The sequence below is a fragment of the Mycolicibacterium hippocampi genome, from assembly GCF_010723735.1.
Taxonomy (GTDB): domain Bacteria; phylum Actinomycetota; class Actinomycetes; order Mycobacteriales; family Mycobacteriaceae; genus Mycobacterium; species Mycobacterium hippocampi.
Genome location: NZ_BLLB01000002.1, coordinates 5603621 through 5625947 on the forward strand (window position 1 = coordinate 5603621; position 22327 = coordinate 5625947).

Sequence of the window (22327 nt, forward strand, 5' to 3'; positions counted from 1 at the left end):
TCAGAGGATCACGGTCAACAAAAGTAGTGTCTCATTGCTGTTGAGGCCTTGTTGGTCTTGTGTGACAAACGTTATCGAGCGCACACCGGTTTGGAAGAGTCCGCTCGAGGAGAATCTGACCGACCGAAGTACGGTTTCGTACTCGGCGACGGTGCCCAGTCCGGTCAACGTCAGCACGCCCCCGCTGTAGTTGCCAGTGATCGCCCCGGTCGGAGTGAAGGACAACGTGTCGTTTTCGGGGTTTGCGATCGTGACGACCGCATTCTGCAGGAACGACGATTCGTCGACGATGAGCGTGGCGAGGCCTGGGCTCAAGAGTTGCGGCGCGGTCCCGTTGACGTAGGTGCCAAGCAACGCGGTGGTGAGTAGCGGCGGCGTGTTTGCCACGACCGTCAGCGAGACCAGTCCCGGCACACTCGTTGCCCCTTCGGAATCAGTGACCGCAAAAGCGATGGCCTTGACCGAAGCCAGCAAGACCCCACTGGATGCGTATGTGACCGATCGCAGGGCTTCCTGATACTGCTCGAGGGTTCCGGTTCCCGACAGGGTCAGCGTGCCGGTCACGCTGTCGTAATCACCGGTGATCAGGCTGCCCTCCGGCGGTGTGAACGTCAGGACATCACCGGTCGTGAGACCGCCGTTTATCGTCACCGTGGCGCCTGCCATGTCGGTCGAATCGAGGTCGGCCAGACTGACAAGCGAATCAACGGTCACTGCGGTGTTCCCGGCGGTGTAGATCGGGCCCACCACAGTCGTCACCACCAATGGCGCCAAATTGACCGGTGCGGCCAACACAGTCACCGCGACGGTGCCTGGCAGGCTCGACATCCCCTCGGCGTCCACTACGGCGAACGAAACCGTCTTTATGGTTGCCAGCGCCGATGCGCTCGTCGACAACTGGACCGACCGCAAAGCCTCCTCGTATTTGGCGATCGATTCCGTGCCCGTGAAGGTCAGCGTGCCGGTGACTTCGTCGTAATCACCGGTAATTCCCTCCGGCTCAGTGAAAGTCAACGTATCTCCCGGGGCGAACCCGCCGGTGATCTTGACCGTCGCGCCGTCGAGGTCAGTCGAATCGAGATCGAGGACGCCGACCGCCGGATCCACGGTGATGGCGCCGTCGCCTGCGGTGTAAGAGACATTGACCACCGAGGTCGTCACCAGTGGCGGGATCTGCAGTGGCGACGTCACGACCGTCACGGCGACAAAACCTGTGCCGCTGACATTGTCCTGGTCGTCGGTGACCACGAATGAGATGGACTTGATGGTCGCCAGTGCATCGGAGTTGGTCGAGAACGTCACTGATCGCAACACCTGTTGGTACGCCGCCACCGAGGCGTCTCCGTCGAACGTGAGGACGCCTGAATTGTAACTGCCGTTGATGCCCGCCTGCGGTGTGAAATCGAGGGTTTCGCCGACCGCGGCGCCGCCCACGATCGACACCACAGCACCGGACATGTTCGTCGAGTCTGCGTCCAGCAACACCAGCCCGGGATCAACTGGGATAGCCGAATCACCGGCCGTATAGCCGACATTGGCTACCGAGGTGACCACGACCGGTGTCGCGAGGATAGGCAGCGACAGGACGGTGACTGCGACCACGCCAGGTGCACTGACGCCGTTCTGGTCGTCGGTGATCGTGAACGAGATGGTCTTGATCGTCGCCAGTGCTGATGCGTCCGTCGAGAAGGTCACCGACCGCAGAAGTTGCTGGTACTCGCTGACCGAGGCGCTGCCCTCGAAAATCAATACTCCAGAATCAAAGTCAGCGGTGACACCGTCGGGCAGCGAGCCATAGGTCAGCACGTCGCCCGCTGCCGGATCGGTGATCGTCACCGTCGCACCGGTCATCGTCGTGGAATCCGCATCGAGGACGATGAGACCGGAATCAACCGGGACACCTGAAGACCCGGCGGTATAGGAAACGTTGATCACCGATGTCAGCACGGTCGGGCTGGTAGCACCCGGCAATCCGACGACAGTGACCGTGCTGATCGCAGGCACCAAACTGGGGTTACCGTCGGCGTCGACCACGGCGAAGGTGACCGTCTTGATTCCTGCGTCGGTCGAGGTCAACGTCACCGACTGCAGAAGCTGCTGGTACTCGGCGACTGTTGCCGTCCCGGTGAACGTCAACACCCCACCAGCCACACTGGCCGTCACATCGGTGGGCAACGAACCCCAGCCGAACGAATCCCCCGCACCCGCATCGTTGAGAGTGACTGTCGCCGAACCGAGGTCATCAGAATCGAGATCGGTGATCACCACCACCGGACTGATCGTGATCGCCGAACCCGTTGCGCCGGCCGCGACCGGAGTGGCCACCACCACCGGAGCCAGCGAGGCTCCCGGCACCCCGACCACCGTCACCGCACTGATCGCCGGCACCAACGACTCATTACCGTCGCCATCGACCACCGCGAAGGTGACCGTCTTGATCCCCGCATCCGCCGAGGTCAACGTCACCGACTGCAAAAGCTGCTGATACTCCGCCGCTGTCGCCGCACCGGTGAACGTCAACACCCCACCCGACACACTCGCCGACACATCGGTCGGCAGGGTGCCCCACCCGAACGAATCTCCCGCACCCGCATCGTTGAGAGTGACTGTCGCCGAACCGAGGTCATCAGAGTCGAGATCGGTGATCACCACCACCGGACTGATCGTGATCGCCGAACCCGTTGCGCCGGCCGCGACCGGGGTGGCCACCACCACCGGAGCCACCGAGGCTCCCGGCACCCCGACCACCGTCACCACCGAAACCGCGGGCACCAGCGATTCATTGCCGTCGGCATCGACGACCGCGAAGGTGACCGTCTTGATCCCCGCCTCCGCGGAGGTCAACGTCACCGACTGCAAAAGCTGCTGATACTCGGCCGCTGTCGCCGCACCGGTGAACGTCAACACCCCACCCGACACACTCGCGGTCACATCGGTCGGCAGGGTTCCCCACCCGAAGGAATCTCCCGCACCCGCATCGTTGAGAGTGACTGTCGCCGAACCGAGGTCATCAGAGTCGAGATCGGTGATCACCACCACCGGACTGATCGTGATCGCCGAACCCGTTGCGCCGGCCGCGACCGGGGTGGCCACCACCACCGGAGCCAGCGAGGCTCCCGGCACCCCGACCACCGTCACCACCGAAACCGCGGGCACCAGCGATTCATTGCCGTCGGCATCGACGACCGCGAAGGTGACCGTCTTGATCCCCGCCTCCGCGGAGGTCAACGTCACCGACTGCAAAAGCTGCTGATACTCGGCCGCTGTCGCCGCCCCGGTGAACGTCAACACCCCACCAACCACACTCGCGGTCACATCGGTCGGCAGGGTTCCCCACCCGAAGGAATCTCCCGCACCCGCATCGTTGAGAGTGACCGTCGCCGAACCGAGGTCATCAGAGTCGAGATCGGTGATCACGACCACCGGGCTGATCGTGATCTCTGCATCCGTCGTGCCCGCCGCCACCGGCGTGGCCACCACCACCGGAGCCAGCGAGGCTCCCGGCACCCCGACCACCGTCACCACCGAAACCGCGGGCACCAGCGATTCATTACCGTCGGCATCGACGACCGCGAAGGTGACCGTCTTGATCCCCGCATCCGCCGAGGTCAACGTCACCGACTGCAAAAGCTGCTGATACTCCGCCGCTGTCGCCGCCCCGGTGAACGTCAACACCCCACCAACCACACTCGCCGACACATCCGTCGGCAGGGTGCCCCAGCCGAACGAATCCCCCACACCCGCATCGTTGAGAGTGACTGTCGCCGAGTTCAACTCATCAGAGTCGAGGTCGGTGATCACCACCACCGGAGACACGGTGATTTCCGAATCCGTCGTGCCGGCCGCGACCGGGGTGGCCACCACGACTGGAGCCAGCGACGCTCCCGGCACCCCGACCACCGTCACCACCGAAACCGCGGGCACCAGCGATTCATTGCCGTCGGCATCGACGACCGCGAAGGTGACCGTCTTGATCCCCGCCTCCGCCGAGGTCAACGTCACCGACTCCAACAACGCCTGATACTCCGCCGCTGTCGCCGCCCCAGTGAACGTCAACACCCCACCAACCACACTCGCCGACACATCCGTCGGCAGGGTGCCCCACCCGAACGAATCTCCCACACCCGCATCGTTGAGAGTGACTGTCGCCGAGTTCAACTCACCGGAATCCAGGTCGGTGATCACCACCACCGGGCTGATCGTGATCGCCGAATCCGTTGTGCCGGCCGCGACCGGGGTGGCCACCACGACTGGAGCCAGCGAGGCTCCCGGCACCCCCACCACCGTCACCACGCTGATCGCCGGAACCACACTCGGGTTGCCGTCGGCGTCGACCACCGCGAACGTGACCGTCTTGATCCCCGCCTCAGCCGAGGTCAACGTCACCGACTGCAAAAGCTGCTGATACTCGGCGACTGTTGCCGTCCCGGTGAACGTCAACACCCCACCAACCACACTCGCGGTCACATCGGTGGGCAACGAACCCCAGCCGAACGAATCCCCCGCACCCGCATCGTTGAGAGTGACTGTCGCCGAACCGAGGTCATCAGAATCCAGGTCGGTGATCACCACCACCGGGCTGATCGTGATCGCCGAATCCGTTGTGCCGGCCGCGACCGGGGTGGCCACCACGACTGGAGCCAGCGAGGCTCCCGGCACCCCGACCACCGTCACCACGCTGATCGCCGGAACCACACTCGGGTTGCCGTCGGCGTCGACCACCGCGAAGGTGACCGTCTTGATCCCCGCATCCGCCGAGGTCAACGTCACCGACTGCAGAAGCTGCTGATACTCCGCCGCTGTCGCCGTCCCGGTGAACGTCAACACCCCACCCGACACACTCGCCGACACATCCGTCGGCAGGGTGCCCCAGCCGAACGAATCCCCCGCACCCGCATCGTTGAGAGTGACCGTCGCCGAACCGAGGTCATCAGAGTCGAGATCGGTGATCACGACCACCGGGCTGATCGTGATCTCTGCATCCGTCGTGCCCGCCGCCACCGGCGTGGCCACCACGACTGGAGCCAGCGACGCTCCCGGCACCCCGACCACCGTCACCACCGAAACCGCGGGCACCAGCGATTCATTGCCGTCGGCATCGACGACCGCGAAGGTGACCGTCTTGATCCCCGCATCCGCCGAGGTCAACGTCACCGACTGCAAAAGCTGCTGATACTCGGCCGCTGTCGCCGCCCCGGTGAACGTCAACACCCCACCAACCACACTCGCCGACACATCCGTCGGCAGGGTGCCCCAGCCGAACGAATCTCCCACACCCGCATCGTTGAGAGTGACTGTCGCCGAACCGAGGTCATCGGAGTCGAGATCGGTGATCACGACCACCGGGCTGATCGTGATCTCTGCATCCGTCGTGCCGGCCGCGACCGGGGTGGCCACCACGACTGGAGCCAGCGACGCTCCCGGCACCCCGACCACCGTCACCACCGAAACCGCGGGCACCAGCGATTCATTGCCGTCGGCATCGACGACCGCGAAGGTGACCGTCTTGATCCCCGCCTCCGCCGAGGTCAACGTCACCGACTGCAAAAGCTGCTGATACTCGGCCGCTGTCGCCGCCCCGGTGAACGTCAACACCCCACCAACCACACTCGCCGACACATCGGTGGGCAGTGAACCCCAGCCGAACGAATCTCCCGCACCCGCATCGTTGAGAGTGACTGTCGCCGAACCGAGGTCATCGGAGTCGAGATCGGTGATCACGACCACCGGAGACACCGTGATTTCCGAATCCGTCGTGCCGGCCGCGACCGGGGTGGCCACCACCACCGGAGCCAGCGAGGCTCCCGGCACCCCGACCACCGTCACCACACTGATCGCCGGCACCAGCGATTCATTACCGTCGGCATCGACCACGGCGAACGTGACCGTCTTGATCCCCGCCTCAGCCGAGGTCAACGTCACCGACTGCAAAAGCTGCTGATACTCCGCCGCTGTCGCCGCACCGGTGAACGTCAACACCCCACCAACCACACTCGCCGACACATCGGTCGGCAGGGTGCCCCAGCCGAACGAATCCCCCGCACCCGCATCGTTGAGAGTGACCGTCGCCGAACCGAGGTCATCAGAATCCAGGTCGGTGATCACCACCACCGGGCTGATCGTGATCGCCGAATCCGTCGTGCCGGCCGCGACCGGGGTGGCCACCACCACCGGAGCCAGCGAGGCTCCCGGCACCCCGACCACCGTCACCACACTGATCGCCGGCACCAGCGATTCATTACCGTCGGCATCGACGACGGCGAACGTGACCGTCTTGATCCCCGCATCACTGGACGTCAACGTCACCGACTGCAAAAGCTGCTGATACTCCGCCGCTGTCGCCGCACCGGTGAACGTCAACACCCCACCCGACACACTCGCCGACACATCGGTCGGCAGGGTGCCCCATCCGAACGAATCTCCCACACCCGCATCGTTGAGAGTGACTGTCGCCGAAGCGAGGTCATCAGAATCCAGGTCGGTGATCACCACCACCGGGCTGATCGTGATCGCCGAACCCGTCGTGCCGGCCGCGACCGGGGTGGCCACCACCACCGGAGCCACCGAGGCTCCCGGCACCCCCACCACCGTCACCACACTGATCGCCGGAACCAACGACTCATTACCGTCGCCATCGACCACCGCGAAGGTGACCGTCTTGATCCCCGCCTCCGCCGAGGTCAACGTCACCGACTGCAAAAGCTGCTGATACTCCGCCGCCGTGGCCGCCCCGGTGAACGTCAACACCCCACCCGACACACTCGCCGACACATCGGTCGGCAGCGAACCCCAGCCGAACGAATCCCCCACACCCGCATCGTTGAGAGTGACCGTCGCCGAGTTCAACTCATCAGAGTCGAGGTCGGTGATCACCACCACCGGACTGATCGTGATCGCCGAACCCGTTGTGCCGGCCGCGACCGGGGTGGCCACCACCACCGGAGCCAGCGAGGCTCCCGGCACCCCGACCACCGTCACCACACTGATCGCCGGCACCAGCGACTCATTACCGTCGCCATCGACCACCGCGAAGGTGACCGTCTTGATCCCCGCCTCAGCCGAGGTCAACGTCACCGACTCCAACAACGCCTGATACTCCGCCGCTGTCGCCGCACCGGTGAACGTCAACACCCCACCAACCACACTCGCCGACACATCCGTCGGCAGGGTGCCCCACCCGAACGAATCTCCCACACCCGCATCGTTGAGAGTGACTGTCGCCGAGTTCAACTCACCGGAATCCAGGTCGGTGATCACCACCACCGGGCTGATCGTGATCGCCGAATCCGTTGTGCCGGCCGCGACCGGGGTGGCCACCACGACTGGAGCCAGCGAGGCTCCCGGCACCCCGACCACCGTCACCACGCTGATCGCCGGAACCACACTCGGGTTACCGTCGGCATCGACGACGGCAAACGTGACCGTCTTGATCCCCGCCTCCGCGGAGGTCAACGTCACCGACTCCAACAACGCCTGATACTCCGCCGCTGTCGCCGCCCCAGTGAACGTCAACACCCCACCAACCACACTCGCCGACACATCCGTCGGCAGCGAACCCCAGCCGAACACATCACCATCGGTGGCGCCACCCAACGTCACCGTCGCCGAGTTCAACTCATCAGAGTCGAGGTCGGTGATCACCACCACCGGACTGATCGTGATCGCCGAACCCGTCGTGCCGGCCGCGACCGGGGTGGCCACCACGACTGGAGCCAGCGAGGCTCCCGGCACCCCGACCACCGTCACCACACTGATCGCCGGAACCAACGACTCATTACCGTCGCCATCGACCACCGCGAAGGTGACCGTCTTGATCCCCGCATCCGCCGAGGTCAACGTCACCGACTGCAAAAGCTGCTGATACTCCGCCGCCGTGGCCGCCCCGGTGAACGTCAACACCCCACCCGACACACTCGCCGACACATCGGTCGGCAGGGTGCCCCACCCGAACGAATCCCCCACACCCGCATCGTTGAGAGTGACCGTCGCCGAACCGAGGTCATCAGAGTCGAGATCGGTGATCACCACCACCGGACTGATCGTGATCGCCGAACCCGTTGCGCCGGCCGCGACCGGGGTGGCCACCACCACCGGAGCCACCGAGGCTCCCGGCACCCCGACCACCGTCACCACCGAAACCGCGGGCACCAGCGATTCATTGCCGTCGGCATCGACGACCGCGAAGGTGACCGTCTTGATCCCCGCCTCCGCGGAGGTCAACGTCACCGACTGCAAAAGCTGCTGATACTCGGCCGCTGTCGCCGCCCCAGTGAACGTCAACACCCCACCAACCACACTCGCCGACACATCCGTCGGCAGCGAACCCCAGCCGAACACATCACCATCGGTGGCGCCACCCAACGTCACCGTCGCCGAGTTCAACTCATCAGAGTCGAGGTCGGTGATCACCACGATCGGAGACACGGTGATTTCTGAATCGGTCGTGCCCGCTGCGACCGGGGTGGCCACCACCACCGGAGCCACCGAGGCTCCCGGCACCCCGACCACCGTCACCGCACTGATCGCCGGCACCAACGACTCATTACCGTCGGCATCGACCACCGCGAAACTGACCGTCTTGATCCCCGCCTCAGCCGAGGTCAACGTCACCGACTGCAAAAGCTGCTGATACTCCGCCGCTGTCGCCGCACCGGTGAACGTCAACACCCCACCCGAGACAATCGCCGACACATCGGTCGGCAACGAACCCCACCCGAAGGAATCCCCCGCACCCGCATCGTTGAGAGTGACTGTCGCCGAACCGAGGTCATCAGAGTCGAGATCGGTGATCACCACCACCGGGCTGATCGTGATCTCTGCATCCGTCGTGCCCGCCGCCACCGGCGTGGCCACCACCACTGGAGCCAGCGAGGCTCCCGGCACCCCGACCACCGTCACCACCGAAACCGCGGGCACCAGCGATTCATTACCGTCGGCATCGACGACCGCGAAGGTGACCGTCTTGATCCCCGCATCCGCCGAGGTCAACGTCACCGACTGCAAAAGCTGCTGATACTCCGCCGCTGTCGCCGCCCCAGTGAACGTCAACACCCCACCAACCACACTCGCGGTCACATCGGTCGGCAGGGTTCCGTAACCAAGAACGTCACCACCAGCGGCGCCACCCAACGTCACTGTGGCCGAACCGAGGTCATCAGAATCCAGGTCGGTGATCACGACCACCGGGCTGATCGTGATCTCTGCATCCGTTGTGCCGGCCGCGACCGGGGTGGCCACCACGACTGGAGCCAGCGAGGCTCCCGGCACCCCGACCACCGTCACCACCGAAACCGCGGGCACCAGCGACTCATTGCCGTCGGCATCGACGACCGCGAAGGTGACCGTCTTGATCCCCGCATCAGCCGAGGTCAACGTCACCGACTGCAAAAGCTGCTGATACTCCGCCGCTGTCGCCGACCCGGTGAACGTCAACACCCCACCCGACACACTCGCCGACACATCCGTCGGCAGGGTTCCCCAGCCGAACGAATCCCCCACACCCGCATCGTTGAGAGTGACCGTCGCCGAACCGAGGTCATCAGAATCCAGATCGGTGATCACCACGATCGGAGACACCGTGATCGCCGAGCCGGTCGTGCCCGCTGCGACCGGGGTGGCCACCACCACCGGAGCCAGCGAGGCTCCCGGCACCCCCACCACCGTCACCACACTGATCGCCGGCACCACACTCGGGTTGCCGTCGGCGTCGACCACCGCGAAACTGACCGTCTTGATCCCAGCATCATTGGAGGTCAACGTCACCGACTCCAACAACGCCTGATACTCCGCCGCGGTCGCCGACCCGGTGAACGTCAACACCCCACTAGCCACGGCCGCCGACACATCGGTGGGCAGTGAACCCCAGCCGAACACATCACCATCGGTGGCGCCACCCAACGTCACCGTCGCCGAGTTCAACTCATCGGAATCCAGGTCGGTGATCACCACGATCGGAGACACCGTGATCGCCGAATCCGTCGTGCCAGCCGCCACCGGCGACACCAGCACCAACGGCGGTACCTCCACCGGCAACCCGACCACCGTCACCACCGTGGCCGCAGGCACCGTCGACGCGTTCCCGTCCGCATCGACCACCGCGAAACTGACCGACTTCAACCCCGCCTCCGCCGAGGTCAACGTCACCGACTCCAACAACGCCCGATATTCCGCGACAGTCGCCGACCCGGTGAACGTCAACACCCCACCCGACACACTCGCCGACACATCCGCCGGCAACGCCCCGTAACTAAGGACATCACCGGCCGCCGAATTGCTGACCGTCACTGTCGCCGAACCGAGGTCATCAGAATCCAGATCCGTGATCACCACAATCGGCGACACCGTGATCGCCGAACCCGTCGTGCCAGCCGCCACCGGCGACACCACCACCAACGGCGGCACCTCCACCGGCAACCCGACCACCGTCACCACCGTGGCCGCAGGCACCGTCGACGCGTTCCCGTCCGCATCGACCACCGCGAAACTGACCGACTTCAACCCCGCCTCCGCCGAGGTCAACGTCACCGACTCCAACAACGCCCGATATTCCGCGACAGTCGCCGACCCGGTGAACGTCAACACCCCACCCGACACACTCGCCGACACATCCGCCGGCAACGCCCCGTAACTAAGGACATCACCGGCCGCCGAATTGCTGACCGTCACTGTCGCCGAACCGAGGTCATCAGAATCCAGATCCGTGATCACCACAATCGGCGACACCGTGATCGCCGAACCCGTCGTGCCAGCCGCCACCGGCGACACCACCACCAACGGCGGCACCTCCACCGGCAACCCGACCACCGTCACCAGGGTGCCGACCGGAATGCTGGGCTGATCCTGGTCGTCGACAACCTGGAAGGACACCGTTTCAATCGCGGTGACCGGCGACGTCAACGTCACCGACTGCAAAAGTTGCTGATACTCCGCCACCGACGCCGCGCCGGTGAACGTCAACACGCCATCGGCATAGGCCGCAGTCACCCCGGTGGGCAACGCCCCATGACTCAAGACGGGCCCTGAATCGGGATTACCGAGAGTCACTGTGGCGGAGCTCAACTCGTCGGAATCCAAGTCGGTGATCACCAGTATCGGCGAAACTGTGATCGCCGAATCGGTCGTGCCTGCCGCGACAGGGGTGACAACCACCACCGGCGCCAGTTCCACGAGTGGGTTGACCGTCACCGGGATCGTGACGGTCACTTCATCGGGCTGCGCGAGTCCGATAGCCCGGAAGATCCCGTGAAAGACGCCTTGAATCAGGCCGCAAATGCCCGTGAGGTGCTCCGACGAGTCACTGATGACAACCTCGAAGGTGTCCTGCAATGGTTCACCCGTGACTACAGAGGTCGGCGTGTAGACAAACTTGCCAGTGAGCGGATCTCGAACGACCAAGCCGTGCTCCGGCTGCACGATGGTGTACGTCAACGGGTCACCGTTCGGATCGGAAGCCGGAACGTCGACGAGCAGTTGCCCGGTGAGGATCTGCTCCGTTGTCACCTGACCGACAACCGGAGACTTGTTGAAGAATGTGTGAGTGATCTGACGGCGCACCCACGCCAACAACGCGTCGAACCAGGGGGCCTGCGCAGGAGTCGCCGGATCTGCGAACGGCGACACCACACCAGCCACGAGCGCTGAGACGATGTCGACAGATTCGACGGTCTGCTCGGATGGCGCAGCGACAATCGCCTCTTTGACCGCAGTTTCGCTTGCGATCACATCAACCACGGCTACGTCGCTCTGGGATTCCGCATCAGCATCGACGAGCGTGCCCGGGTCGGAGTCGAGCGACATGTCGGCTTCATCGTCGGCTACGGACTCCTCAGGATTCACGACAGGTTCCTCGGCGCCCGTCGTCAGGGCGTCGTCCGTCGCCGACGGTGCGGCGGCTACGTCGTCAGAGGCTGCGGGAACTTCCGCAGACTCCTCGACCGGGGGTTCTGCGACGTCGACGGGGTCGGCAGCGTCTACATCCTCCTCATCAACGGGAACCCCGGCATCCTCCTCGCTCGACTCGTCACCGTCCGCGGGCGCGTCGTCGTCCGAGATGTCGCCGTCGGAGATGTCGCCGTCCGGGCTATCGCTGTCCGAGGCGTCGTCGGCCTGAGAATCGCTGTCTGATGAGGTCTCGCTCGACTCACCGGCGTTACGGTCGCGCTTCTTTCGCGGTCCCGGCGCATCACTGTCGGCATTGGTTCCTGCGGACACCGATTCGGAGTCGGTGTCCGCATAGGCCACCCCGGATGAGTTGGCGACCGCCAGGCCGACGCCCAGCGAGACGGCCAGCGCACCCACTCGGCCCACATGGAGCGCGTATTTTGACGGCGCCCTGCGCGCATGTCTGGCGGTGCCGCCCCGTCCATCGACGGTGACGAGGCCCCTCGCCGCCCAGAACTCCCGTTCAGTGTCAGCAGACTTCCCGTACTGGGCACGATGACGAGCCGGGGTCGCACACATACCTGATCCTCCGTTTGCTCTGCCTGCGATCCCCCACCGGCTGTATTCGCGCAGGCCCCTATAAAAGGAGAAGAAATTGGCGTTGCGGGGACCTTGCGCGTAGGTTGCCCACCAAGTACACACGCAGCGTCATTGCCGCTCCCCGACTTTCCGTGCCCACCAATGCAGGTTTGCTGATGCGTGCCGCGTCGCTTGTCGGCGGCTCCACAATCTTGAGCCTAGGGCAACAAAGTGATTTTCATCACTGTGTTTGCCGATTTATTTTCGGAAGCAACTAAAAAGGCAATGATTTTTCGAGACGCCAAAGGCGATGAACTGGGAACACGTCGGCAAGCTCTCCCTGATAGCAAATTTGCGTGAACGAAAAAGTAGCCATGCGTCCTACGGCGACCGATCGCGGACCCACCGGGCGGGCCCCGCTCCAGGAACATGCGGTCAAGAGCCAAGTCCCGCGAAACACCGGCAACCCATCTGGCATCCGAGTTCGCGACCGCCCCGGATCGTTCACGCTGCAACCGCCGTAGTTCACCTGCTCGATATCCGTCAACTTGCTTGCCGGGACGCGGTGGCACCGCGAGTGGACGGGCAAGCGCAAGTCCAGCGCCACCGCCCGGCACTGCCTGAGATCAGGACATCCCGTCGGTATACAGGTTTGCCCGCTCTATGGGCTGGGGGCCGCCCGCGAGGGGCTACCCGTCACGCCAACGCGGGGATGACCTCGCGTTCGAACAACTCGAGGCCAGAACGGTCATAGGCCGCCTCGGGGCAGTAGCAGATCACGTATTCGCAGCCCAGGTCGCGGAGCTTCTGCAGCGCCTCGACGAGTTGCTCCGGGGTGCCGCTGCCGGACTGGGGTGTGCTCATCGATTTCAGCATGGCGTCCGCGGCGGCGTCCCCAGTGAGTCCGCCGATGCGGGATCGCACCCGAGCGAGCCGGTCCTTGACGTCCGACTCGGTGGCGCCGGTCACGACGTTGACGTTCGCCGAGCGGACGATCGCCCCGAAATCGGTACCCTCCTCCCGGCAATGGGCGGCGAGCACCTCGGACTTGTGGGCGAACCCGTCCGGTTCCGACGTGAAGTTCGTGTACTGGGCGTATTTGGCGGCGATGCGCAGCGTGACCTTCTCGCCGCCGCCGGCGATCCACAGCGGGAGACCGCCGTCCTGTAGCGGTTTGGGCGCCACGACCGCACCGTCTGCCTGATAGTGTTTGCCGTCGAACGTGACCATCCCGTCACGCCAAGCGGCCCGCATGATCTGCACACCTTCGTCGAGTCGCGCCAGCCGGACACCGGCCGAGGGAAAACCGTATCCATAGGCGCGCCATTCGTGTTCGTACCAGCCGCCGCCGATCCCCATCTGGACTCGGCCTCCCGAGATGATGTCGACGGTCGCTGCGACTTTGGCGAGGTAGACAGGGTTGCGGTAGCTCATCGCCGTGCACATCTGGCCCAACTTGACCGTCGACGTGGTGGCGGCGAACGCAGCCATCAGCGACCACGCCTCGTGGGTGGCCTCGTCCGTCGGCATCGGGACCGTATGGAAGTGGTCGTACACCCACAGTGAGTCCCATACCCCGCCCTCGTCGACGTGGGTGGCGAGATCCGACATCACCCGCCATTGGTCGCCGGGGTCGATGCCGACCAGGTCCAGCCGCCAACCTTGAGGGATGAAGAGTCCGAAGCGCATGTCGTCCGACTTTAGAGGTGTTGGCACAGTTCTGGGCTGTGGATCCCGGGGCGAACGCCCGAAATCTGTCGCACTCCGTCGGTAGCGTGCCTTCATGGCACTTTCGAAGGATGAACGAGAACAGTTCCTCGCCGAACCACATGTAGCGGCACTTTCTGTCAACGCCGGCACGGATCGGGGCCCACTCACCGTGCCCATCTGGTACCAATACGCCCCGGGCGGTACCCCGTGGTTCATCACCGGGAAAGGTTCGCGCAAACACCGGTTGATCGAATCCAGTGGCTTCCTGTCGCTGATGGTCGAACGCGTGGAGCCCACCGTGCGCTACGTCGCGGTTGACGGTCCCGTCCTCCGTATCGAACCGGGTACAGACGACCAACTCGTAGAGATGACCAAGCGCTACCTCGCGCCAGAGGCGGTTGAGCCCTACCTGGAGTTTGCGCGGCGTGAGCACGGCGACAGCGTGGCAGTGTTCGTCCAACCCGAACACTGGTTGTCGGCCGATCTCGGTGCGGTGTAGCACCTTCCGCAACAAACGCTAAGTGCTGTCGAGGTAGAGCTCAGCGACGTCCGGCAGGCTCACCTTCAGAGCGGGATTTCGCGGCAATGCGTCGACGACCGCAAAGGCCACCGGCACGTTGTACGCCGGCAGTGAGTGACGCACCAGCTCTTCGAGTTCGTCGGCCGAGGGTGGGTCGTTGCCTGCGGCGACCTCGACTGCGGCAAATGGCACCTGCCCGAGGCGAACGTCGGGTACACCCACCACACAGGCGTCGCGGATACCGGGGTGCGAAATCAGGACTTTCCGGACTGTTTCCGGCAATACCTTGAATCCTCCGCGGTTGATCGCACCGTCGGCCCTGCCGTGCAATGTCACGAAGCCGTCGGTGTCGATGCTGGCGATATCGGTGGTGCGAATCCAGTCCGGGCCCAGCGGAGCCACCTTGGCCTCCAGCAACCCCTGCCGACCGGCAGCCAGCACGGTGCCGGTCTCCGGGTCGACTACACGTAATTCGGTGTCGTGCAGCGCACGGCCCACACTGTTGCGCTTGGACTCACCGAAATCGCGGAGCATCTCCGGAGTCCACGCACACAGCGACCCGGCGAATTCGGTTGCCCCGTAGGCCAACCGGATCGGAATGCCGTAGCGATGCTCGAACTCGTCGCGAGTCTCCGGGTCCAGCGGTCCCGATGCGCTGATCAGGCACTCCAGCGACGCGAGATCTTCTTTGGGCACGTCGGCGTCGAGCAGCATTCGAATCACCGCAGGCTGCACACCGCCACGGGTGATGCGGTGCTTCTTGATCGCCTCGACCCAGCCGTCCACCGTGAAGCGTTCGAGCATCGCGATCCGGCGGCCGTTGTAGACCCCGGCGATCAACTGGCACACCCCGATGCCGCCGAACTGCCAGTACGCGAACTCCGGAGGCGCAGCCGGTGACGCCGCTTCACCGCTGGTGACGCTGAACACCGTCCGTTCCAGGGCAGAAGCTCTGAGCGCCTGCCTTTTCGGTGGCCCCGTCGTTCCACTTGACAGGATCTCGAGTGCCACACCGGGTTCGGACCGGGCGTGATGGCGGGTCCTGTCTAGTCGCTCCAAGCCCTCGACCGAGGCGACGGCCGGCTCGTCAAGTGAGATCGCGATGCCTGCGCTGCCCGCGCGACCGGCGGCTGCGATGACCTCACTGCTCCAGTCCTCGGGGTCGGCCAGGACGGCCGACATGGAGAGCTTCTCGATGTCCCGACCGATCGCTTCCGGCGACTGGAAGGAGTAGATCATCGAGACCGGACGGCCCGCGGCCAGGAAGCCGATGATCGCGGCGGCGTGGTGCAGCCGGTTGCGGACCACCAGGCCGACGGGAGCGTCGTCGGCTACGCCGGCGTCGTCCAAAGCCGACGCGATCGCTGCGGCATAGGCGGTGACGTCAGCGCCGGTGTACCAACGCCCTTCGAACTCGATGCAAGGCTGGTCGCCGTAACTGGCAAGACCTGCTGCGAACCTTCCGGTAAAGCTTTCGGGCACCGAACCATTGTGGCGTGCCAATGGCCGGGTGAACAGCCTTATCCGGTTTCGCCGGTGAAGCAACTCCGGTAATCGCTGGGCGTGGTGTGCATCTGGCGCACGAAGTGATGCCGGTAGGTCACCGGCGAGTCGAAGCCGACGCGCGCCGCGATCTGCTCGACGGAGAACGAGGACGACTCGAGCAGCGCGAGGCTGGCCCGGATCCGCTGCTCGATCAACCACTTGATCGGCGTTGTCCCGGTCGCTTTGGCGAACTGGCGCAGGTAGCTGCGTCGCGACATCGCCGATCGGGAGGCGAGGTCATCGAGTGTGATGGTTGTGTCGAGGTGCTCGAGCGCCCAGGCCATCCCTGCAGCGATCCGCCCATCAGCCGCAGGCTCGGGAACCGGGGTTTCGATGTACTGGGCCTGTCCGCCGGCACGGTGCGGTGAGACCACCAAGCGGCGCGCGACATCGTTGGCGACCTGCGCCCCGTGGTCCGACCGCACGATGTGTAGACAGAGATCCAGGCCCGCAGCACAACCCGCGCTGGTGAGCACCCGCCCGTTGTCGACGTACAGCGGTGCCGGATCGATGTCGACACCCGGGTAACGCTGCCGAAGCAGGTCCACGTAGATCCAGTGGGTGGTTGCGGTCCGGCCGTCGAGAACCCCGGCGGCGGCCAACGCGAAGGCACCCGAACAGATCGACACCAGCCGGGCCTGCCGGTCGTCGGCTGCCTTGATCGCGTCCACCAGTTCCGGCGACGTGGTTTGCGCGACATCGCGAACGCTGGGGACGACGACGGTGTCGGCGGCGGCGAGGTCATCGAGTCCGTACGAGGTGCGTACCGTCGCGCCGCCGAGCAACCGGATCTCGGGGGTCTCGGAGCAGAGCTTCACCGAATACCAGGGCGCGGGGATGCCCGCAGAGAACATCGCGGACAACTCGGCCATTCCGAAGATCTCCGCCGCCAGGCCGGACTCGAAACCCGACATCTCGTCGTAAGCGAGGATCGCAACGGTATGCATGGCACTATCTTATCGGAGAGTGGCACCAGGGCCACTGTGCCCGCAGGGTTCGACCCGGCAGCATAGGGAACATGTTGCACAAAGCACCCACTCGCTGGAAGCGACCCCGTCGGAAGCTGCTGACTCGCACCGTCATTCGCCTTGTGCGGGAGTTCGCCGCCGGCGTCGACGCTGGGCACGCACTCGCACACGGCATCGCGCCGTCACCGGATTCGGCAGCGCGAGTCAAGCGGTAGGCCGCCGGACGCCTCACGACTCCGTGCTGAGCACCCCGCCGCTACGGCGCCGCGCCTTGTGTTGGTACATGTTGGAATCCGCGATCCGCAGGAGCCTCTCGATCTCAGCGGCCGGTCCGTAGGTGCTCCCGACGGAAGCCGCGAGCGTAACCGGCACGACGGCAGCCTCATAGCGCCCGTCCATCGCCTCGCCGAGGAGGGTGGCGAGCCGAGAAACGACGGTTTCTGATTCCGCTGAAGGCACCACGACGACGAATTCGTCGCCACCCAGTCGGTACACCGAGGCGGGTGCCGGCACGACCGCCGCCAATCGGGTCGCTGCTTCGATCAGCACCGCATCGCCTGCCATGTGCCCATGCGCGTCGTTGACTTCCTTGAAGCCGTCGAGGTCGACGAAGATGATGCCGACCGAAGCCCCCAGCTCCGTGTCACGGTGGTGCCGTACACACTCCTCCAAGGCGTGGCGGTTGTTCAGGCCGGTGAGCGGATCTGTCACCGCCATCCTGGCGAGCTCCGCTTCGGCCCGCTTACGGGCGGTGATGTCCTGGAACTGCGCGACGATCACATCATCCGCGCCCTGGGCGTGCGGTACCAGCACGGCATTGCGTTGCATCCAGATCGTCCTCCCGTCCAGACGCACGTACCGTCCTTCCGAGGAAACCTGCTCACGATCGCGAACCAGCGCCATTCGGTCGGCCTCGGCCGCCGGCAGATCCTCCGGATGAATGAACCGGCCAAAGTCGGACCCGACAAGGTCCTCCACGGAACAGGCCAGCAGGTCACACAGCGCCGAATTCACCTGCAGCGCAGTTCCGCTCGTATCGAATACGCCGTTGCCGAACGGCGCATTCGCGATGCTGATCTCGTACATCCGGACTGCTTCGTCGCGAGCACGTTCGGCCTCGACCCGTGCCGTGACGTCGGTGACCTGGACATAGAAACCGCGTACAACACCGTCGACGACGTCGGGCAGATACGACGCCTGGGTGTAGCGCGTCGCGCCCCGTTGGTCGGTGAGTGTTCGCTCGAACAACTGCTCGCGGCCGGCGAGTGCATCCTGGATATAGGGCAGATTCAGGGCGTAGATGTCCTCGCCCAGCACCTCCCGGATGTGACGCCCCCGGATCTCCTCCGGAGTCATTCCGAAGTAGTCGACGTAGCTCTGGTTGGCCACCACATTGTGCTGGTCGCGATCCCAGTAGCCGATCAGCGCGGGCAACCGGTCGATCAGCAATCGAAGCCGGCGCAGCTCCTCGGATCGACTCGCCGTGGTTCTATCCATGGCGCACAGCCGACGTCACGTGCGCGACACGGTGGGGCAGATGAAGCCTGCACGCCGAGCGCGCTCCGAGTTGCATGGCCGTCTCCCCACCCTGACGATGATCCGCCCTTTCATGATCCTGCCGAATCAAGATCGTGGGCGAGAGAGCACTTCGACCCTAGTTTGCGCGGCAACGCACCCAACGCACGAACCCCCGCGACGGAATCGTCACGGGGGCTCATGCGGTAACAATTACTTGGTCAGCGACTCCGGCGGGGTGAAGCGGTCGCCGTACTTCGCGGCCAGCTCCTTGGCGCGCGCCACGAAGGCGTCCTTGCCCGTGCCCAGCGCACCCTGATATCCGACGATGAACTGCGCCGAACCACCGGTGTACGGGGGGAAGCCGATCCCCATGATGGACCCGATGTTGGCATCAGCGGTCGACGTGAGCACGCCCTCGTCGAGGCACTTCTGGGTCTCGAGCGCTTCGGCGAACAGCATGCGGTCGATCATGTCCTGCAGCGGCGGTGTCGACGATCCGGAGTTGAACGTCTCGCCCAGCCCCTCCCACAGTCCGGCACGCTTGCCGTCGACATATTCGTAGAACCCGGCACCCTTGAGCCGTGACGGCCGCCCGATTTCGATCATCTTGTTGACGACCGCCTCGGCCGGGTGCGGCTCGTAGGTGCCGCCGGCATCCTCGACGCCCTTACGGGTTGCCGCAGCGATCTTCTGCATAAGCTCGAGGTTGAGCTCGTCGGAGAGCTGCAGCGGCGGTGCCGGGTAGCCGGCCTGCGAACCCGCCTGCTCGATGCTGGCCGGAGCGACACCCTCGCCGAGCATCGCCAGCGCCTCGTTGACGAACGTGCCGATGACCCGGCTGGTGAAGAAGCCGCGGCTGTCGTTCACCACGATCGGCGTCTTGCCGATGGCCAGCGTGTAGTCGAACACCCGAGCCAGCGCCTCGTCGGAGGTCTTCTCGCCCTTGATGATCTCCACCAGCGGCATCTTGTCGACCGGCGAGAAGAAATGGATGCCGATGAAGTCCTCCTGGCGCTTCACGCCGGTCGCCAGACCGGTGATCGGCAGCGTGGAGGTGTTCGAGCCAAGAACGGCGTTGGGCTCGACAATGTCCTCGATCTCCTGGAACACCTTGTGCTTCAGCTCAACCGACTCGAAGACAGCCTCGATGACGAAGTCGACCCCCTTGAGGTCGGCGGCATCGGCCGTCGGCGTGATCCGGGCGAGCAGTTCCTTGGATTTCTCCTCGGTGGTCTTGCCCCGCTCGAGGGCCTTCGCCTCGATCTTCTCCGAGTAGTTCTTGCCCTTTTCAGCGGCTTCGATGCTGACGTCCTTGAGCACGACGTCGAAACCCGCCTTGGCCGAGACGTAGGCGATGCCTGCGCCCATCATGCCCGCACCCAGCACACCGACCTTGGTGATCGGCGTCTTGCCGATGCCGTCCGGACGCGAGCCGCCGCCGTTGATGGTCTGCAAGTCCAGGAAGAACGCCTGGATCATGTTCTTGGCGGTCTGCCCTGTGACCAGCGTGGTGAAGTAGCGGCTCTCGATGCGGCTGGCAGTGTCGAAATCTACCTGCGCACCTTCGACCGCCGCGTCCAGAATGGCGCGCGGCGCCGGCATCGGCGCACCCTTGAGCTGCTTCTTGAGCAGCGCAGGAAACGAGGGCAGGATCGCGGCGAGTGCCGGGTGCGAGGGCGTGCCCCCGGGCATCTTGTAACCCTTCTGATCCCACGGCTGCGTGTGTGCCTCGGGGTTGGCCTTGATCCATGCCTTCGCGGCGGGAACCAATTCCTCGGCGCTGCCGACCAATTCGTCGACCAGACCGATCTCTTTGGCCTTGCCCGGCTTGAAGCGGGTGCCCTGCGAGAGCACCTCCATGAACGCCTTCTGGATGCCGAACATCCGGACGGTACGGGCGACGCCGCCACCGCCCGGCAGCAGGCCCAACGTCACTTCCGGCAGGCCGATGACCACGCCCTTGACGTCGGCGGCGATGCGGTGGTGGCACGCCAGCGCGATCTCCAGACCGCCGCCGAGCGCGGCGCCGTTGATGGCGGCGACAACCGGCACACCGAGGGTCTCCAGCTTGCGCAGGTCGGCCTTGATGAACTCGACCTCGGCGAACGACTCGGCGGCATTGTCCGGACCGACGTTCATCATGCCCTTGAGGTCACCGCCGGCGAAGAAGGTCTTCTTCGCGCTGGCGATCACCACGCCGGTGATCGAATCCTTCTCCTCGACAAGGCGCTCTACAGCCTTGTGCATGGATTCCTTGTAGTGCTCGTTCATCACGTTTGCTGAACCCGTGGGGTCGTCCAGCGTCAGGGTGACGATGCCGTCGGCATCCTTGTCCCACTGAATGGTGTTCTCTGCCATGGTCATATCTCCTAGACGCGCTCGATGATGGTGGCCACGCCCATGCCGCCGCCGATGCACAGCGTGATCAGGGCACGTCGGGCGCCGCGGCGCTCGAGCTCGTCGACCATGGTTCCGGTGATCATGGCGCCGGTGGCGCCGAGCGGGTGCCCCATCGCGATGGCGCCACCGTTGACGTTGAGTTTCTCGTCGGGGATGTTGAGGTCTTTCTGGAACTTCAGCACCACCGAGGCGAACGCCTCGTTGAGCTCGAACAGATCGATGTCGTCGACGGTCAGACCGGCTCGGTCGAGCACCTTGCGGGTCGCCGGAGTCGGACCGGTGAGCATGATGACCGGGTCGGCGCCGCTGGTGGCGGTGGCCACGATCCGGGCGCGCGGAGTCAGGTTTTGAGCACTTCCTGCACTCTCTGAACCGATCAGCACGAGTGCGGCGCCGTCGACGATGCCCGAGCTGTTGCCGCCGGTGTGGACGTGGTTGATCTTTTCGACGTAGTGGTACTTCTGCAGCGCCACGTCGTCGAAGCCACCCATCGCCCCGACACCGTCGAAGGCGGTCTTCAGCTTGCCGAGGCTTTCGATGGTGGTCCCGGGACGCATGTGCTCGTCGTGGTCGAGGACCACCAGACCGTTCTGGTCCTTCACCGGCACGACGGACTTGGCGAAGTAGCCGCCCGACCAGGCCGCTGCGGCCCTGTCCTGCGAGCGCGCGGCGTAGGCGTCGACGTCCTCCCGGGAGAAGCCCTCGATGGTGGCGATCAGATCGGCGCCGATGCCCTGGGGTACGAAACCGATGCGGTAGTTGGTTTCGGGGTCACTGGCCCATGCGCCGCCGTCGGAACCCATCGGAACGCGGCTCATCGACTCGACGCCACCGGCGATCACCAGGTCGTCCCAGCCGGAACGAATCTTCTGCGCACCCAGGTTGACGGCCTCCAGGCCGGAAGCGCAGAACCGGTTGAGCTGGAATCCGCCGGTGGTCTCCGGCAGTCCGGCCACCAGACCGGCGGTGCGGGCGATGTCGCCGCCCTGGTCGCCGACGGGCGAGACGCAGCCGAGGATGAGGTCGCTGATCATGTTCTCGTCGAGGTCGGGGTAGCGCGACCGCATTTCTTCGATCAGGCCGACCACCAGGTTGACGGGCTTGATCTCGTTCAACGAGCCGTTCCGCTGCTTGCCGCGGGGGGTGCGGATGGCCTCATAGATAAAGGCTTCTTCGGACATCGGTGTCCCACTCCTATTGACGTTGG

General features: G+C 64.8%; 8 protein-coding genes. 1 reads left to right on the forward strand and 7 read right to left on the reverse strand.

Annotated elements, in window-relative coordinates; translation table 11 throughout:
- Positions 1-12306, reverse strand: coding sequence for an Ig-like domain-containing protein (locus tag G6N53_RS27975; protein WP_163894685.1), 12306 nt, complete (start codon positions 12304-12306; stop codon positions 1-3).
- A gap of 849 nt (positions 12307-13155) precedes the next feature.
- Positions 13156-14148 carry an LLM class F420-dependent oxidoreductase gene (locus G6N53_RS27980; RefSeq protein ID WP_163894687.1) on the reverse strand — a complete coding sequence of 331 codons (993 nt, stop codon included), beginning with the start codon at positions 14146-14148 and terminating at the stop codon, positions 13156-13158.
- Positions 14149-14242: 94 nt separating this feature from the next.
- Between G6N53_RS27980 and G6N53_RS27985 the strand changes: the two genes are divergently transcribed.
- Complete coding sequence (locus tag G6N53_RS27985) at positions 14243-14668, forward strand: pyridoxamine 5'-phosphate oxidase family protein (protein ID WP_163894689.1); 426 nt, start codon at positions 14243-14245, stop codon at positions 14666-14668.
- Between the two features lie 18 nt (positions 14669-14686).
- On the opposite strand, the gene G6N53_RS27990 is transcribed toward G6N53_RS27985, so the two are convergent.
- The 5 genes from G6N53_RS27990 to G6N53_RS28010 all read right to left on the reverse strand — a co-directional run bounded on the left by G6N53_RS27990 (position 14687) and on the right by G6N53_RS28010 (position 22301).
- The gene (locus G6N53_RS27990) at positions 14687-16171 is read right to left on the reverse strand and encodes a class I adenylate-forming enzyme family protein (protein ID WP_163894691.1); all 1485 of its coding nucleotides are present in this window, start codon (positions 16169-16171) and stop codon (positions 14687-14689) included.
- Between the two features lie 38 nt (positions 16172-16209).
- The gene (locus G6N53_RS27995; protein ID WP_163894693.1) at positions 16210-17181 is read right to left on the reverse strand and encodes a helix-turn-helix domain-containing protein; all 972 of its coding nucleotides are present in this window, start codon (positions 17179-17181) and stop codon (positions 16210-16212) included.
- 249 nt (positions 17182-17430) lie between these two features.
- Positions 17431-18699 carry a sensor domain-containing protein gene (locus tag G6N53_RS28000; protein WP_264064457.1) on the reverse strand — a complete coding sequence of 423 codons (1269 nt, stop codon included), beginning with the start codon at positions 18697-18699 and terminating at the stop codon, positions 17431-17433.
- Positions 18700-18930: 231 nt separating this feature from the next.
- Positions 18931-21078, reverse strand: coding sequence for a 3-hydroxyacyl-CoA dehydrogenase NAD-binding domain-containing protein (locus G6N53_RS28005; RefSeq protein ID WP_163894697.1), 2148 nt, complete (start codon positions 21076-21078; stop codon positions 18931-18933).
- A gap of 11 nt (positions 21079-21089) precedes the next feature.
- Positions 21090-22301: an acetyl-CoA C-acetyltransferase gene (locus G6N53_RS28010; RefSeq protein ID WP_163894699.1), complete on the reverse strand. Its 1212-nt coding sequence runs from the start codon at positions 22299-22301 to the stop codon at positions 21090-21092.
- Positions 22302-22327: the final 26 nt, after the last annotated feature.

Coding starts and splice junctions, on each gene's coding strand:
- G6N53_RS27980 (WP_163894687.1), bottom strand. CDS start 14,148: ATGCGCTTCGGACTCTTCATCCCTCAAGGTTGGCGGCTGGACCTGGTC.
- G6N53_RS27985 (WP_163894689.1), top strand. CDS start 14,243: ATGGCACTTTCGAAGGATGAACGAGAACAGTTCCTCGCCGAACCACAT.
- G6N53_RS27995 (WP_163894693.1), bottom strand. CDS start 17,181: ATGCATACCGTTGCGATCCTCGCTTACGACGAGATGTCGGGTTTCGAG.
- G6N53_RS28000 (WP_264064457.1), bottom strand. CDS start 18,699: ATGGATAGAACCACGGCGAGTCGATCCGAGGAGCTGCGCCGGCTTCGA.
- G6N53_RS28005 (WP_163894697.1), bottom strand. CDS start 21,078: ATGGCAGAGAACACCATTCAGTGGGACAAGGATGCCGACGGCATCGTC.
- G6N53_RS28010 (WP_163894699.1), bottom strand. CDS start 22,301: ATGTCCGAAGAAGCCTTTATCTATGAGGCCATCCGCACCCCCCGCGGC.